General features: G+C 48.9%; 17 protein-coding genes. 6 read left to right on the forward strand and 11 right to left on the reverse strand.

The genetic code is table 11. The features are described from left to right. The first annotated feature begins 227 nt into the window (after nucleotides 1-227). Nucleotides 228-1,559, forward strand: coding sequence for a sensor domain-containing diguanylate cyclase (locus HV041_RS05295; protein ID WP_121584805.1), 1,332 nt, complete (start codon nucleotides 228-230; stop codon nucleotides 1,557-1,559). A gap of 93 nt (nucleotides 1,560-1,652) precedes the next feature. Here HV041_RS05295 and mdtG read toward each other — a convergent pair whose 3' ends face one another. Both mdtG and HV041_RS05305 read right to left on the reverse strand, forming a co-directional pair. Then, nucleotides 1,653-2,873, reverse strand: coding sequence for a multidrug efflux MFS transporter MdtG (gene mdtG / locus HV041_RS05300; protein WP_005129095.1), 1,221 nt, complete (start codon nucleotides 2,871-2,873; stop codon nucleotides 1,653-1,655). A 154-nt stretch (nucleotides 2,874-3,027) separates the two neighbouring features. After that, the gene (locus HV041_RS05305) at nucleotides 3,028-3,948 is read right to left on the reverse strand and encodes a Kdo(2)-lipid IV(A) acyltransferase (RefSeq protein WP_005129093.1); all 921 of its coding nucleotides are present in this window, start codon (nucleotides 3,946-3,948) and stop codon (nucleotides 3,028-3,030) included. Between the two features lie 219 nt (nucleotides 3,949-4,167). Between HV041_RS05305 and HV041_RS05310 the strand changes: the two genes are divergently transcribed. Beyond that, nucleotides 4,168-5,220 (forward strand): rhodanese-related sulfurtransferase, encoded by a 1,053-nt coding sequence (locus HV041_RS05310; protein ID WP_040230660.1) that lies wholly within the window; start codon nucleotides 4,168-4,170, stop codon nucleotides 5,218-5,220. 47 nt (nucleotides 5,221-5,267) lie between these two features. On the opposite strand, the gene HV041_RS05315 is transcribed toward HV041_RS05310, so the two are convergent. The 9 genes from HV041_RS05315 to mdtH all read right to left on the reverse strand — a co-directional run bounded on the left by HV041_RS05315 (nucleotide 5,268) and on the right by mdtH (nucleotide 12,188). Beyond that, complete coding sequence (locus HV041_RS05315) at nucleotides 5,268-5,843, reverse strand: YceI family protein (protein ID WP_048211216.1); 576 nt, start codon at nucleotides 5,841-5,843, stop codon at nucleotides 5,268-5,270. Between the two features lies 1 nt (nucleotide 5,844). Then, nucleotides 5,845-6,411, reverse strand: a complete 567-nt coding sequence (locus tag HV041_RS05320) for a cytochrome b (RefSeq protein ID WP_121584804.1) — start codon at nucleotides 6,409-6,411, stop codon at nucleotides 5,845-5,847. A 261-nt stretch (nucleotides 6,412-6,672) separates the two neighbouring features. Continuing rightward, the gene (locus tag HV041_RS05325) at nucleotides 6,673-6,786 is read right to left on the reverse strand and encodes a YceO family protein (RefSeq protein WP_003846814.1); all 114 of its coding nucleotides are present in this window, start codon (nucleotides 6,784-6,786) and stop codon (nucleotides 6,673-6,675) included. A gap of 52 nt (nucleotides 6,787-6,838) precedes the next feature. Then, on the reverse strand, nucleotides 6,839-7,957 hold the full coding sequence (solA, locus tag HV041_RS05330) for an N-methyl-L-tryptophan oxidase (protein ID WP_121584803.1): 1,119 nt from the start codon (nucleotides 7,955-7,957) through the stop codon (nucleotides 6,839-6,841). 279 nt (nucleotides 7,958-8,236) lie between these two features. Beyond that, nucleotides 8,237-8,491 carry a biofilm formation regulator BssS gene (gene bssS, locus HV041_RS05335; RefSeq protein WP_003036154.1) on the reverse strand — a complete coding sequence of 85 codons (255 nt, stop codon included), beginning with the start codon at nucleotides 8,489-8,491 and terminating at the stop codon, nucleotides 8,237-8,239. A gap of 339 nt (nucleotides 8,492-8,830) precedes the next feature. After that, a complete protein-coding gene (gene dinI / locus HV041_RS05340) occupies nucleotides 8,831-9,076 on the reverse strand; it encodes a DNA damage-inducible protein I (RefSeq protein ID WP_048211218.1) in 246 nt (81 codons plus the stop codon). A 74-nt stretch (nucleotides 9,077-9,150) separates the two neighbouring features. After that, nucleotides 9,151-10,197: a dihydroorotase gene (gene pyrC / locus HV041_RS05345; protein ID WP_121584802.1), complete on the reverse strand. Its 1,047-nt coding sequence runs from the start codon at nucleotides 10,195-10,197 to the stop codon at nucleotides 9,151-9,153. A 105-nt stretch (nucleotides 10,198-10,302) separates the two neighbouring features. Beyond that, nucleotides 10,303-10,863, reverse strand: coding sequence for a lipoprotein (locus HV041_RS05350; RefSeq protein WP_061068127.1), 561 nt, complete (start codon nucleotides 10,861-10,863; stop codon nucleotides 10,303-10,305). A gap of 116 nt (nucleotides 10,864-10,979) precedes the next feature. Beyond that, on the reverse strand, nucleotides 10,980-12,188 hold the full coding sequence (gene mdtH, locus HV041_RS05355) for a multidrug efflux MFS transporter MdtH (RefSeq protein ID WP_048211221.1): 1,209 nt from the start codon (nucleotides 12,186-12,188) through the stop codon (nucleotides 10,980-10,982). 260 nt (nucleotides 12,189-12,448) lie between these two features. On the opposite strand from mdtH, the gene rimJ reads away from it, so the two are divergent. The 4 genes from rimJ (at nucleotide 12,449) to murJ (ending at nucleotide 16,400) form a co-directional block, all read left to right on the forward strand. Continuing rightward, the gene (gene rimJ / locus HV041_RS05360) at nucleotides 12,449-13,033 is read left to right on the forward strand and encodes a ribosomal protein S5-alanine N-acetyltransferase (RefSeq protein ID WP_005129064.1); all 585 of its coding nucleotides are present in this window, start codon (nucleotides 12,449-12,451) and stop codon (nucleotides 13,031-13,033) included. A gap of 35 nt (nucleotides 13,034-13,068) precedes the next feature. Then, entirely contained in the window at nucleotides 13,069-13,716 is a 648-nt protein-coding gene (locus tag HV041_RS05365) for a YceH family protein (protein WP_048211222.1), read from the forward strand. A 1-nt stretch (nucleotide 13,717) separates the two neighbouring features. Further along, a complete protein-coding gene (locus HV041_RS05370) occupies nucleotides 13,718-14,641 on the forward strand; it encodes a Gfo/Idh/MocA family oxidoreductase (protein WP_115643185.1) in 924 nt (307 codons plus the stop codon). A gap of 223 nt (nucleotides 14,642-14,864) precedes the next feature. Further along, on the forward strand, nucleotides 14,865-16,400 hold the full coding sequence (gene murJ, locus HV041_RS05375; protein ID WP_003036176.1) for a murein biosynthesis integral membrane protein MurJ: 1,536 nt from the start codon (nucleotides 14,865-14,867) through the stop codon (nucleotides 16,398-16,400). The last annotated feature ends 46 nt before the right edge of the window (nucleotides 16,401-16,446 follow it).

The following is a 16,446-nucleotide window of genomic DNA, read 5'->3' on the forward strand; positions in this document are numbered from 1 at the left end:
CGATGTTTGTTTAAGTTAGATATCTATAAATGATATTGTTAATCATTATATATGTGATGAATATGTTAATGTATAGCAAAGTATAAGAAAACATCCATAATATTCAATGAATAATAACATGCGTTATAAATAAGATTGTCATTATTGAAAGAATGATAAATTATTAATTTGCAAAAAGTAATGGCTTAATATATAAAATGCGAAATAGGATTCTTGCCAGGGCTGTTATGGATAATAGTAATTCAAACAATAGCAGGTTGATGAACTTTTACATTACTTGCTTAGTCAGCTATTTTATTGCTGGTGTGTGTCTTTCTCAGTATCAGTTAGAAGTGCAGAGTGTACCTCAAACAACATATTTAATAATCATCGTTGGGTTATTTTTCCTGTACGGCATTGTTTTTCTTTTTATGCTTTTTCAATACCTTTGCAGGAAAGATCTAACATACCTGATGATATTAGGAATGGCATTCCTTAGTAATAATATCTATCTTATAGAAACTATATATATCGTTCAGGATTTAATTAATGATAGCGTTTTGATAGAAAAACGCACAAATGATATTGCTATCTTCTATTATTTTAGGCAAGTTAGTTTTATCGCATTACTTTTTGTATCATTGAAAGCTTATAAAGCGGCTTCCACAGTTATTGAGACTAAAGAAAGAGAACCATGCTACATAATTATAGCATTGTTGATTATGCTGGCAATTGCATTCCTTTCGCATAACTTATCCAGTTATAACGCTGATGTTACGATTGAAATTACCAGTCACAAAACTGACAATAAAACGGTGCACTGGCATATTGGCTACATATATTCACTGATTATTGCATGGGGAATGGTTTTGTTGTATCTGTCAGTGAAAACAAAAATGCATGGTATCTTATGGAAAAGCATCGCGTTACTGTGTTGCTCTGCAATCTTGACGAATGTTCTGCTGTTGAGTCTGGATGAATATAGTATGTATATTTGGTATGTCAGTAGGGGAATCGAAGTTATCAGCACCTTAAGTATCATATCTATATTAATGTACAACACGTTCATTATTCTTAAGAGAGAGGCGGATTCAGCAATAAAAGATGCGATGACTAAGATATATAACCGGAAATTATTCTATAAGGCACTAAAATCATCTTTAGTAAAAGGTGCTGTTTGTATAATGATACTGGATATAGATAAATTCAAACGCATCAATGATTCTTATGGCCATCAGGAAGGCGATCACGTTATAAAGAGCATTGTTGATATTGTCAATAAATCGATCAGGGACTCAGACATTTTTGCGAGAATTGGTGGTGAAGAGTTTGGGCTTCTGATTAAGTGTAAAGATAAAGCTGAAACAATGTTTGTTGCGGAAAGAATAAGAAAAAATGTTGAGACTGAAACAGCGGTGCCCAATATATATGGCCTGAAAGAGAAAATGACAATCAGCATCGGTGTATATTGTAGTAAATCTGATGATTATTCTGCTGACAAAGTCGTATCATATGCCGATGCTGCGCTGTATGATGCGAAAAACTCAGGTAGAAATAAAGTGGTTTACTATAACAGCTAGAATAATATTAAGCGTTATTGAGTTCACTCTGCGTATCCCCCACATTACGCCAATTAATATGTTGGGGGGACTGTTGAGAATGAATACACAAAATCATCCCAGGACCTGAGATCCTCGGCGGCGGCGCAGACTGTTCCATGAGTAGATTGCGTTGAATAACACAACACCAGCGGTGACGCAGAAGACGGCACGGAAGCCATAATTTGCCGATATAGCAGCTCCCATTAACGGCCCAGTAACGTTGCCTATATCACGAAACGACTGGTTGTAGCTAAAGATACGCCCGGCGATTTGGTTGGTTGAGTTATACACCAGCAAGGTCTGTACGGCAGGCAGCAATGCGCCATCAGCGGCACCCAGTAAAAAGCGCAGCACGCCTAGCTGCCAGGGCGTCTGGACGAATGACATTGGGATCAGCAGCAGTACGGAGATAACCAATGCAACGATCAGGATCTTCTCCGGACCAATCCTGTCACCCAATTTGCCGAGCTTTGGTGCACTGATTAAGGCCGCAACACCGGGTACAGAGGCAATCATCCCACTGATAAACGCGATATTGCTGACATTACCTGCAAGCTCCCGTACATACAGCGTCAGGATTGGCGCAATGGAGCCGGTTGCAACCTGAATTATCAGGGTAGTGACAAACAAGCTCAGCACCAGCTTTGGATTCTTTAACGACGTCACGACTTCGCGAACGTGCAGCATCTCTTTCTTGCTCACTGGCTGGAAGCGTTCACGGATAAAAAAGAGAGTCAGAATAAAACAGATCAACAGCACCAGGGCTGTGATGAAAAATACAGGGCGCAGACCATACTGATCGGCGAGTAACCCGCCCGCCAGTGGCCCAAGTAAAGCACCGCTAACGCCGCCGGTGGAAAGTGTCCCCAACGCCCAGCCGCTTTTATTGCGTGGCACCTGGGTTGCGATCAGTGCGTTGGCATTAGGAATAAATCCACCGAGCAAACCCAGCAGGGCGCGCAGGATCAAGAATTGCCAGATATTTTGCGCCAGCCCCATCAGCAGCATGACGATGGCCATGCCCAGCGCCGAGCGTAAAAGCATGATTTTCCGGCCTTTACGATCGGCCAGTCCGCCCCAGAAAGGTGAGGCAATCGCTGAAAACAGGAAGGTGATACTGAATACCAGCCCTGACCACATATTCAGGGCACTGTGACCCGTCACGCCAAGACTCTCGACGTAAAGGGGTAAAAATGGCATGACCAGACTAAATGCTGCGCCGGTTAAAAAACAGCCCAGCCAGGCAACGGTAAGGTTGCGTTTCCAGTTTATGGGGACATCAGAGGGTGACATAGCGATCCGCAGTGTGATGCGCTGTTTGCGCTATCGAGTAAATATAAATAAGCAGGCTAATTATGCGCCTGGTTGATAGTTGCTGCAATGCGGATAGCAGTTAAACCTAAAAGGGGAGAGAAGGTGTTGCAGCCCACAGGACTGCAACAAAGACTCAGTACAGAGACGGGGAGCCTTCAGGGCGTGTCTTGAAGCGGCGATGTAACCACATGTATTGCTCGGGGGCCATCATAATGCATTTTTCAACGATTTTATTCATCCAGGCCGCCGTTGTTTCAGCATTGTCCAGCGGTGGTGAACACTCCGGTGGCAGCATGATCAATTGATACCCCTTGCCGTCAGGTTTGCGACGGGGAACAAATGGCACCAGGCAGGCATTCGACATTCGGGACAGCATCCAGGTTCCGGACGTCGTCGCAGCCTGTTCAACGGCGAACAAAGGCACAAATACACTGGCACGAGGGCCATAGTCGTGATCCGGCGCGTACCAGACCACTTCACCTTTCTTCAACGCTTTAATCATCCCTTTCAGGTCTTTACGATCGAGCATTGATTTATTGGAGCGCATACGCCCCCAGGTTTGTAGCCAGTCGAGCAGAGGATTGTCGTTAGGACGATACACACCAATTCCCGGCTCTTGTAAGCCAAACTGGCGTGCACCCAACTCGAGGGTCAAAAAGTGCAGACCAACTAACAGGATCCCACGCTTTTGTGCCTGAACGTCCCGGATATGCTCCATTCCGATAACTTCAGTCCAGCGTGATATTCGCCTGTCGGACCAAAACCAGGCCATGCCGGTTTCCATTACGCCCATACCGACAGACTCAAAGTTTTTTACCATCATCTGCTGGCGTTCCTGCTCGCTCATTTGCGGGAAGCACAGTTCCAGATTGCGGGAAACAATCTTTGCCCGACGTTTCATCAAGCGTAATGCCAGACGGCCTAATGCGCATCCCAATTTATAGAGCACTGGGTAGGGTAACTGTACGATTAACCAAAGGATGCCAATACCCAGCCAGGTTAACCAATAACGCGGATGCAGTAGCGCAGCCGAAAACTTGGGTAAATTCGTCATGTCTATCCTGTCTTCTAACGACCAATTCCCTGTATTGTCGCATTTTTTTGCGCGTATCTAAAATTTACGACGGGAGAGTGGTGATTAAACCATCAATTGTTGTTGCGTTTTTATCGTGAAGTATGAAATGTAGCGTAAAATGTGTGGATGTAAATTGGCGAAGTTTGCTTTATCATGCCGGCCGATTTTCATTTTTACTGATTGCAGGATACGTACACCATGCCAGTGTTACACAACCGCATTTCGAATGACGCGCTCAAAGCTAAAATGCTGGCGGAATCTGAGCCGCGCACGACGATTTCATTCTATAAATATTTCACCATCGCTGATCCTCAGCAAACGCGTGATGCACTGTATCAACTGTTCACTACACTGAATGTGTTTGGCCGCGTATATCTTGCACGGGAAGGCATTAACGCACAAATCAGTGTACCGCAAAGTAACGTTGATGCGTTTCGCCAACAGTTATACGCATTTGATCCTGCATTATCCGGGTTGCGTCTCAATATTGCATTAGATGATGACGGCAAATCTTTCTGGGTTCTGCGCATGAAGGTCCGTGAGCGAATTGTTGCGGATGGCATTGATGATCCTGATTTTGACGCCAGCAACGTGGGTGATTATCTGAAGGCAGCTGAAGTGAATGCCATGCTGGACGATCCGGATGCGGTGTTTATTGATATGCGCAACCACTATGAATATGAAGTGGGTCACTTCGAAAACGCGCTGGAGATCCCGGCAGACACCTTCCGCGATCAGCTGCCGAAAGCGGTAGAAATGATGCAGGAGCATAAGGATAAAAAAATCGTTATGTATTGTACCGGGGGGATTCGTTGTGAGAAAGCCAGTGCCTGGATGAAACATAACGGGTTTAGCAAAGTCTGGCACATTGAGGGCGGCATTATTGAGTATGCCCGCAAAGCGCGTGAGCAGGGGCTGCCTGTGCGTTTTATCGGCAAAAATTTTGTTTTCGATGAACGCATGGGAGAGAGGATCTCTGACGATGTGATTTCGCATTGTCACCAGTGCGGTACCGCATGTGACAGCCATACCAATTGCAAAAACGATGGCTGCCATCTGCTGTTTATACAGTGTCCAGCCTGTGCGCAAAAGTATAAAGGCTGCTGTAGTGAACTGTGTTGTGAAGAGAGCGAACTACCGGAAGAAGAGCAGCGCCGCCGTCGCGCGGGGCGTGAGAATGGCAATAAGATCTTTAATAAATCGCGTGGTCGTTTAAATACTAAGCTCGGTATTCCCGATCCTGCGCAATAACACGATGCCGGATGGCGGCAAAAGCCTCATCCGGCATCAATAGGATGTTATTTCTGCTGTACGCCTTCCACCGAGATAATTAATTCGACTTCCTGCGAAGCGGGACCGAGATCGGTGGTAATGTTGAAATCCTTCAGTTTTATTTTCCCTTGAGCTTCAAAACCGGCGCGTGTGCCACCCCATGGATCGCCCCCTTGACCCATCAACTTTGCATCCAGTATTACCGGTTTGGTGACGCCGTTCAGGGTCAGGTTACCGGTGATATCTAAATCGTTGCCCTCTTTCTTCACGCTGGTGGACGTAAAGGTGGCCTGCGGGAACTTGCTCACATTGAGGAATTCTGCACTACGCAGGTGTTTGTCACGTTCGGCATGATTGGTATCAACACTGTTGGTGTTGATGGTGACATTGACTTTATCGGCAGCCGGATTTTTCTCGTCAAAGGTAAATGTGCCGTCGAAGTCTTTAAATGTGCCGTACAGCCAGCTGTATCCCAGATGCTGAATGCGGAAATTAACAAAGGCATGCTGTCCCTCTTTGTCAATTTTGTAATCCGCCGCGATAGCAGAGCCGGTCGTGAATAATAAAGAGGCGAGTGTGAGTCCCAGCAGGTTTTTTTTCATTTTAAGCTCCATAGTCAGATGACGGTTTTCCCAACATGCGATTAAGGGTATCGTCGTTATCGATAAAGTGATGTTTCAGGGCCATTAACCCATGCAGAAGTGATAAAACCACCACGGCCCACGCGAGCCACAGGTGCACGCTACCGGCGATGTCAGCTTGCACGCCTGCGTTGGCAAACGTGGCGGGAACATCGAACCAACCAAATACGCTTATTGCCTTACCGTCCGCGGTAGAGATCAGATAGCCGCTGATGACAATAGAAAAAAGCAGGGTATATAGCGTGAGGTGGCCCAATGCCGCTGCAATGCGGGTTAGACGGGAATAGCTTTTCAGCGCGGCAGGGGGAGGGGAAACAACCCGCCAGAAAATGCGGACAACCAGTCCCATCATCAGCAACACACCGATACTTTTATGCAGTTCAGGCGCCTGGTGATACCAACCATCGTAATAACTGAGTGTTACCATCCATAAACCCAGAGCAAACATGCCATAGACGGCAATAGCGACCAGCCAGTGTAATGCGGCAGACACCACGCCATAGCGCTGTGGACTATTATTGAATTGCATAAATACACCGTTAGATATTTCAGAAGTGAATGAAAATGGCGCGTAAAAGACATTAATGCAACTAATAAATAACAATGGTGATGATATTTGTTTTTATTTCAATAAAATTGATTGATTAAAGGCGCAATCATCAAATCGTTAGTGTGAGTGGCCATTGAGAAGGGCTTGAAAACAAGGAGGGATGAAAATTATGTTATTCAGTTTATTGCAATGAAATTAAGTAATTATCAGTTTTTGTCAATTAATGTCAGCGCATATCGATTAGAAGAACATAATATATATGACGTCCATAATCGCCAGCAGCGACCATAAAATAATGTAGAGCATGAAATGCTCGCGAATATTATTGACCAGATAGTGAAAGATGCGGCGCATCAATGTTATTCCTGTCATTAAAAATGGCCTCACCAACGAGGCCATTGATCAATTATCGCTTAAAACGGGACAGCCTGAATGGCGTCAGGTCAAAGGCTGACGGTTTGCCTTGGGCAAAATCAGCCGCAATTTCGCCCAGTACGGAAGCAAACTTAAAACCGTGTCCGCTGAGTCCGGTAATCACCAGCGTGTTGTCATGGTCTGGCAGTGTATCGATAATGAAGTCTTCATCTGGCGAGTTATCGTAAGTACAGGATGCGCCATGCAGACAACAGCCAATGCCAGGCAAAATAGCGCGCAGGAATGGGAAGGCTTCCGAACCATCGCTGGCGACAGCGGCAAACGGTTTACGTTCTTCAGGTGAATGAATGACCTGTCCGCCGTTATGTCTGCCAATTTTTAACTCGTCATTCTCAGCCGGAAAACCGTAGTATTGATCGCCATTAGGCAGTTCGCCGGTAAATGCCGGGAATTTGTTTTTGACACTGTAGCGCCCGTCAGCCTGATACCATGCGAACACCTTACGCACCGGTTGTATCGGCAGTTCAGGCAGTAATGCCTTGACCCAGGTACCGGCGCTGACGACGACTTTTTTCGCGTGGTAGTCACCATCGGCTGTTGCAACCGTTACGCCATCACCGTGGTGATGAATCGCCGTGACGGGGCATTTAAACAGCTGTGCACAACCTGCCTCTTCAGCCAGGCGAATCCAGGTTTTAATGGCTAGCTCACTGCGCAAAAAACCGGATTCGGCTTCAAACAGCCCGATATAGTTTTCAGGCACGCGAATTTCTGGCCAGCGAGTCATGATGGCTGCTGCATCCAGCTGTTCGACATTGAGTTGCCACTGTTTGGCACTTTGCGCTACGGTCGCTAAAAAGGTCGAATCTGCAGGACCCAGGTTGATAACGCCAGAGCGAACAAAAACAGGCTCTTCATTTTGTGCGGAAAGTTCATCCCACAATGTTTGCGCACGTAGCACCAGCGGAACGTATTTTTCACCTTCGCCATACGCATGACGAATTAATCGTGTATCGCCGTGGTGGCTGCCCTGTTGATGCGGTGGCATATGCGCATCGATCATCAGAACGTTGAGACCGGCGCGAGTGGCGTAGTATCCGCCTGCGGCGCCCACGGAACCGCTGCCAATAATGATTAAGTCGTATTTCATCCGCTTCTCTCTGCAATCGCGATAGTATACCTTAAATAATTCGAGTTGCAGGACCAAACGCCCGCGCCGTTTTGAACAGCGCCCCCGAAGGGGTGAGGCCGTAAGGCCGAATCACGCGGCGACGCAGCGAATCCCAGGGATGGGCCGAGTAATAAAGCCAACGCACATGCAACTTGAAGTATGACAGGTATAGCAGAGTAAATAACTGACCCGGAATATTCAACCTGCAAATAAGAAAGGCACCATGAAGGTGCCTTTTGATGGTGTGATGTATCAGGTTTAATGTCGCTGATACTCATTTACCTGGTAATCGCCAGATTCAATTTTAGCGATTCCGGCTTCTAATATCGAAATAAATTGCCTGGCAACATCAGTGGTTAACCAGAGCGTTTGACCGACCTCAGTCCCATCCGGGTCCGGACGATTCGGGGTCTGGTAGTGCAAACGCAGCATCAGCGCATCGTAGCTATCAACAGTGCTGATGTCCCATCCTACAAGCGGATGAGTCTGAATGACTTCATTATTCTTTTCCATCATGCCCCCTAATTCGTGTTACTAGACAACGGTTTTCGAGGTTCAATGCGTTTTTTTCTGAAGCAACTTCAGTATATCAATAAATAAGGGTATTCATTGAAAATTTAAAGAGGGCGGCGCATAAATTTTTTGTTTTCAGTGTTATATGATTAATAAAACAACATGTCATTCATTTTTTTTTAGCATGTTGTGCAATTATTTTGGTGTTTTGATTAAAAGATAATCAATGTGTTTAATATAAATTATCTGCTAGCGTGGTGAATGCAAGATTGATTTAAAGGATGCACGCATAAAAAAGCCGGGGCGACCCGGCAAACAAACATCACTGCATATCATTTTTTATTCGTTGATGAACCAGTCATCCGCGCTTTCCCATGTTTCCTGTAGGATTTCGCTGATGCGTTCTTTGTCCTCTTTTGTTGCGCCAATAACCGACAAGTTGTTGGTACCGGCATAACGAACGGTAACGTTACCTTCGTTATCCGGAAAATGATGATGAATACGGCGGGAGAGTTCATCTGCCAGCGCGTCGATAGCACCGGCTGGTAAAGGTGAAGTTTTGGCAATAGTGACTTCAATACGCATAATAGCCCCCTGTTGTTTATACTGGTTATTTATACAGTTAACTGCGCCAGTTGACAACAGGAGGCTACACTTTTTTAGCGTTTTACTGACCAGCGTACCGTTTCACCGCCAAGGAAAGGCACCAACGTATCGTTTTCCAACGCAATGTTCTCCGGGACCAGGTGCTCCACGCGTTCCAGCTCAATAAAGGTCTCATTCACCGGCAAACCATAGAACTGTGGGCCATTGAGTGAGCAGAAGGCTTCGAAATGGTCCAGGGCGTTCATCTCTTCGAACACAGTGGCATAGCTGCCCAGCGCGGTTGGCGCATTAAAGCAGCCCGCACAGCCGCAACTGGACTCTTTACGATGACGCGCATGCGGTGCGGAGTCGGTACCCAGGAATGCACGACTGAATCCGCTGGCAACCAGTTCACGCAGCGCCTGCTGGTGAACGTTACGTTTGAGTATTGGCAGGCAGTACAGATGCGGACGAATTCCACCGACCAGCATATGGTTGCGGTTAAACATTAAATGCTGCGGTGTGATGGTTGCTGCAAGAAGCTCGTTGCCATCGCGCACGTATTCGGCGGCATCTTTGGTCGTGATATGTTCAAACACCACTTTTAGCGCGGTTAAACGCTGACGTAAGGGATCCATCACCGTTTCGATGAAACGTGCTTCGCGATCGAAAATGTCGATATCAGCGTGCGTCACTTCACCGTGCACCAACAGTGGCATCCCCAATTTTTCCATGCGCTCCAGTACCGGCATAATGGTATCGACCGAGGTTACACCCTGTGTCGAGTTGGTTGTTGCATTAGCGGGATAAAGTTTCGCGGCGGTGAAGACGCCTTCATTGAATCCACGCTCAAGTTCATTAGGATCCAGCGTGTCCGTTAAGTAGCAGGTCATTAACGGAGTAAAGCTATGTCCGGCGGGTACAGCGTCCAGAATGCGCTGACGGTACGCAATGGCCGCATCAACTGTCGTGACCGGCGGAGCGAGGTTTGGCATAACGATCGCGCGACCATAAGTTTCACTGGTATAAGGCACGACAGTTTTCAACATGTCGCCATCGCGAAGGTGAAGGTGCCAGTCGTCTGGGCGGCGGATCTTTAAAACCTGGGATGGTGCAGTCATTAATATGCTCCGGCTGAGGATAGTCTTTTTTGCCGGAAACAAAGGATAAGCGGAAACGTTTTCGTTTGCACGAAAAAAAAGGGCGCATTAGCGCCCTGTTGTTTATTAATCGGTGAACGGGATAATGATTTCACCCGGTTTAACCTCAATCCCTTTCGCCAGTTTTTTCGCCAATGCTTCGCCTTTGCTGCTGTCTTCACGCAGAATGTAGGCCGGTTGCTGGTTAAAGTAATTCCGCAGCGACTGATTTAAGTAGGGCATCAGAGTTTGCAGTACAGATTGCATTTTCTCTGGTGTGACGGTCGCATCGACCACTTCCATTTCTTGCAGATAAATCGCGCCTTTTTCTTTATTGAAGACTGGCAATGCTTTTAACTTCAACTTCATGGTCGCTTTCTGGCTACCAAAAAGGGAATTCATATCCAGATTGGCGTCGCCTGTCAGAGTCACTTTATTCGGTTCTTCGCGACCAATCTGGCTGGCGAGATTGGTCAGTACGATGTGGGCTTCAGCAACGCCAGGCAGACCAATATCTTTCGAGAAGTCGTTATGCTTAGCCAGTGCCTGATTAATCTCTTGCTCGCTAACCGTGTATTGTGTGAGTTGATTACAACCAACCAACAGGCCGCTGACAATCAGTGCAGCAGCAAAAAAAATCTTTTTCATGGGGTTCCTCAACATGATACTTGTGGCGTAATCGTGACACAAAGCAGCATCCAGCACCAGCGGCCCGGGCACCAGCAGAAAAAACTGAAATTGAGTCCGGGACGTCTGGTCAGCTATCAGGCATCAGGTTCCAGCATGCCGCGTGACGGGCGTTTATGGCTAAACTGCCAACCCAGCGCGAGGAAGGTGATAAAGCCGATAATGCCGAGCATCATCCACGGGAGTTCTGGCTGTGACAGTGCTTTACCCATGTCAAACAGCCAGCCGCCACCGATATAACCGATGGCACCGCCGATGGCTAATCCGAGGCGGCTAAAGCCCATGTAACTGCCCCGTGCGCGCGCATTTGCCAACGACGCGCTCAACGTCTCGCGCGCCGGTTCGGCGATGATAGAACCGATATAGAAGGTGCAAATCAGGGTGAAAAGCTGCTGTAAATTCCCGACCAGACCGATGGGCATCATGCTAAGAGACATGATCAGCAGGCCTGCCATCAGCCGATGTTCAAGACGAAAACGTTTTTCACTCCAGCGGGCGATAGGGTAGAGCAGCGTTAAAGAGAGACACGCTTCGATGGCATACATCCACTTCACGGCGGCCGGCGAACCGGCAATGTCATTAACCATAATCGGCAGCATCAACATAACCTGTACCGCCAGCATGTAATAGCCCGCCAGCGTCAGGACATAGGTGACAAAGCGTTTGTCATGCATCACATGGCTCATGCCTTCGCGCACGGGAATCTTCACGGTAGATAGCTTCCATGCCGGAAGTAGCCAGGCGTTAAATGCGGCGCACAGAACGAACAAAATCGCGCCTACGGCGCAAACCAGACGGAAATCGTACTGTAACAGCCAACTGCCGAGCAATGCGCCGACCACGGCACCGGCACTGTCCTGCATCATCAGAATAGAAAAAAAACGCCCGCGCTTTTCCGGGCGGATCAGTTTGACCACCAGCGCCGAGCGGGGCGGGTCGAATAACGTACCACCTAAACCGGAGAGGAAACAGGAGAACCACAATAGCCAGGGTTCGTGTGCAATCCCCATCGTGGCGAACCCGGCGGCACGCATCAGCATACCGGTCACAATCATCGGTTTGGCACCAAAGCGGTCAGCAATTGCGCCGCCAAAAATCCCCAGACCTTGCTGGATAAATTGGCGCAATCCAAGTGCGATACCGACCATCACGGCGGCCCAGCCCATTTGGTCGACGAAACGGATAGAGATCAGTGGGAAAACGACAAAGAAACCCAGCACGACCAGCATATTATCGATGAGCAGGAAATATTTACCCAGGTTCCTTGCCTGCGAGACTTGCGACATTTCCCCTCCAGGGAAAAAACTCGTCACTCGGTGGAGAGTTTAAAAGATAAGCACCTTCTATTCTGCGGTGTCGTTTGTGCTTTTCCCACCCTTGGCGGGACAATATTTTTTTATCAAAAGTCAGTCTTGATAGAGAGTTTTCATCAAAAAGTGTGAATAATTCAAAAAATGGCATTTTGCTCTTTTCACACGGTGTATTTGCACAGGTATAGTAATGCGAATTGCGTATTGAAGACGTTACGGGAAGGAGTAGGTATAGAATGTTTGGCTATCGCAGTAACGTGCCAAAAGTGCGCTTAACCACGGACCGCCTGGTCGTGCGTTTGGTGCATGAGCGTGATGCCTGGCGTCTGGCAGATTATTACGCAGAGAATCGTCATTTCTTAAAGCCCTGGGAACCTATCCGCGATGAAAGCCACTGCTACCCCTCTGGCTGGCAGGCGCGTCTGAGCATGATCTCTGAATTCCATAAACAAGGCACAGCCTGGTATTTCGCGTTGCTCGATCCTGACGAAAAAGAAATTATCGGCGTTGCGAACTTCTCGAACGTGGTGCGCGGATCTTTCCACGCCTGTTATCTCGGTTATTCCATTGCGCAGAAGTGGCAAGGGCAGGGGCTGATGTACGAAGCCCTGACCGCCGCTATTCGTTATGTGCAGCGGACGCAACATATTCACCGCATTATGGCGAACTACATGCCACACAATAAGCGTAGCGGCGATTTGCTGGCGCGACTCGGCTTTGAGAAAGAAGGGTATGCAAAAGACTATCTGCTGATTGATGGACAGTGGCGCGATCATGTGCTGACGGCGTTGACAACATCAGAATGGACCCCCGGTCGCTAAGTTTCAGGCGCACGGCCTGAATAATGGAGAAGACGATGAAATACGAATTAACCGCCACCGAAGCCCGTGTGATTGGCTGCTTATTAGAAAAGCAGGTTACTACACCGGAACAATATCCCCTTTCCGTGAATGGTGTGGTGACCGCGTGTAATCAAAAAACCAACCGTGAACCGGTGATGAATCTATCGGAAGCCGACGTGCAGGATCAGCTTGATAACCTGGTAAAAAGGCATTTTCTGCGTACGGTTAGCGGCTTTGGTAATCGCGTGACCAAATACGAACAGCGGTTCTGTAATTCAGAGTTTGGCAATCTTAAGCTTAGCGCGGGTGAAGTGGCATTGATCACCACGCTGTTACTCCGTGGCGCTCAAACACCGGGTGAATTACGTAGCCGCGCATCCCGCATGTATGAGTTCAGCGATATGGCGGAAGTGGAGTCGACGCTGGAGAAACTGGCTACCCGGGAAGATGGCCCTTATGTGGTCCGCCTGGCGCGTGAACCTGGGAAACGAGAAAGTCGATATATGCACCTGTTTTGTGGCGAGGTTGATGAGTCACTCGCTGCGGCAGATGAACCGCAGGCGGCGTCCGGAGATTTGCAGGCGCGTGTTGAAGCGCTGGAAACCGAAGTGGCAGAGTTGAAACAGCGGCTCGATTCGTTATTGGCACACCTGGGAGACTAACGTGGGAAAATTGCGTATTGGCGTGGTCGGGTTAGGGGGCATCGCGCAAAAGGCATGGTTGCCAGTGTTGGGCGCATCTGCGGACTGGACGCTGCAGGGCGCATGGTCTCCCTCGCGGGAAAAAGCGCAGCGTATTTGTGAAACCTGGCGAATGCCATACGTTGATTCCGTACAGAATTTAGCGGCAACCTGCGATGCCGTTTTCGTTCATTCCAGTACCGCCACTCACTACGCCGTAGTGAGTGAGTTGCTGAATGCCGGCGTTCATGTTTGTGTGGACAAGCCGCTGGCAGAAAATCTGCGCGAAGCTGAACAACTGGTGGAGCTGGCGGCGCGGAAAAAACTGACGCTAATGGTTGGATTTAATCGTCGCTTTGCGCCGCTGTATCAGGATCTACAGGTGCAGTTGGGCAATGCGGCGTCAGTCCGTATGGACAAGCACCGTACGAACAGCGTCGGGCCGCACGATCTGCGTTTTACGCTGCTGGATGATTATCTGCACGTAATAGACACCGCGCTGTGGCTGGCAGGAGGAAAGGTTCAACTTAATGGCGGCACGCTGTTAACAAATGACATCGGTGAAATGCTTTATGCTGAACATCATTTTTCTGCCGATCAGCTACAGATAACCACCAGTATGCACCGCCGTGCTGGTAGCCAACGCGAGAGCGTGCAGGCGGTGACGGACGGTGGCCTGATTGACGTTACGGATATGCGTGAATGGCGCGAGGAACGTGGGCAAGGCGTAGTGCACAAGCCGGTAGCAGGCTGGCAAACTACCCTGGAACAGCGTGGTTTTGCCGGATGCGCACGTCATTTTATTGAGTGCGTGCAAAATCAGACGGTTCCGCAGACGGCAGGCGAACAGGCGCTACTGGCCCAGCGCGTTGTCGAAATGCTGTGGCGGGAGGCGATGGCGGAATAACCCCCTGTAACATCTGGCGGTAGTAATTCAATGTAATCCAGGTACTATATGCCAACTCAAAAATAACACCTCTTTTCAGCCCTTGACTGGTTTGTTGGCTTGATAAGACGCAAAGGCGTTGCCAGCAGGCACTGCGAAATTACCGGATATCGGCGCTTATGTCTTATCCGGTAAATGGGCTGATTATGCGGGGTTCTGCCTCAGAGTCTGGAATACAACATAGATGAATTTATTAAAATCGCTGGCAGCCGTCAGCTCGATGACGATGTTCTCACGTGTGCTGGGTTTTGCGCGTGATGCGATTGTCGCCAGAATCTTTGGCGCAGGGATGGCGACAGATGCCTTTTTTGTGGCATTCAAACTTCCTAACCTGCTGCGCCGCATTTTTGCTGAGGGAGCGTTCTCTCAGGCGTTTGTACCGATTCTTGCCGAATACAAAAGTAAGCAGGGCGAAGACGCCACCCGCGTGTTTGTCGCCTATGTTTCCGGGCTGTTGACGCTGGCGCTGGCCGTCGTCACGGTGGCCGGGATGCTTGCTGCGCCATGGGTGATTTTAGTTACCGCGCCGGGGTTTGCCGACACAGCGGATAAATTTGCGCTGACCACTCAACTGCTGCGGATCACTTTCCCCTATATTCTACTGATTTCACTGGCCTCACTGGTTGGTGCGATCCTTAACACCTGGAACCGCTTTTCTATTCCTGCGTTTGCCCCGACTTTTCTGAATATCAGCATGATCGGTTTCGCGCTGTTTGCGGCCCCTTATTTTCATCCGCCAGTGCTGGCGCTGGCGTGGGCCGTTACCGTGGGTGGCGTGCTACAGCTGATTTATCAGCTTCCGCATCTGAAGAAAATTGGCATGCTGGTACTGCCGCGTGTGAACTTCCGCGATGCGGGGGCGATGCGCGTCGTCAAGCAGATGGGCCCGGCGATCCTTGGGGTATCAGTCAGCCAGATTTCACTGATCATCAATACGATTTTCGCCTCGTTTCTGGCCTCTGGCTCAGTTTCGTGGATGTACTATGCCGACCGTCTGATGGAGTTTCCGTCCGGTGTGCTTGGCGTAGCGCTGGGGACTATCCTGCTGCCATCGCTGTCCAAAAGCTTTTCCAGCGGTAATCATGATGAGTATTGTCGCCTGATGGACTGGGGCCTGCGCTTGTGTTTCCTGTTGGCATTACCGAGTGCTGTAGCGTTGGGTATTCTGGCCAAACCGCTGACGGTGTCTCTGTTCCAGTACGGTAAATTTACTGCCTTTGATGCTGCGATGACCCAGCGTGCGCTGGTGGCGTATTCGGTAGGTTTGATTGGCTTGATCGTGGTGAAAGTGTTGGCTCCAGGTTTCTATTCGCGCCAGGATATTAAAACGCCGGTAAAGATTGCCATTGTAACGCTGATTATGACCCAGGTAATGAACCTGGCGTTTATCGGGCCGTTAAAGCATGCCGGGCTGTCGCTGTCGATTGGTCTTGCCGCGTGTCTGAACGCTTCACTGCTGTACTGGCAGTTGCGTAAGCAGAAAATCTTCACCCCGCAACCGGGCTGGACCTGGTTCCTGGCGCGACTGGTGATTTCCGTGTTGGTGATGTCGGCGGTGCTGGTTGGGATGCTCTACATCATGCCAGATTGGTCGCAGGGAACGATGTTGTGGCGCCTGCTGCGTCTGATGGCGGTCGTGGTGGCAGGTATTGCTGCTTACTTTGCTGCGCTCGCCGTGCTGGGCTTTAAAGTGAAAGAGTTTGTACGCCGGACGGCGTAATGAACATCCGATGCCGGATGGCGGCGCAACGCCGCATCCGGCCAAC

Source organism: Citrobacter sp. RHBSTW-00029 (assembly GCF_014104295.1).
GTDB lineage: Bacteria > Pseudomonadota > Gammaproteobacteria > Enterobacterales > Enterobacteriaceae > Citrobacter > Citrobacter youngae.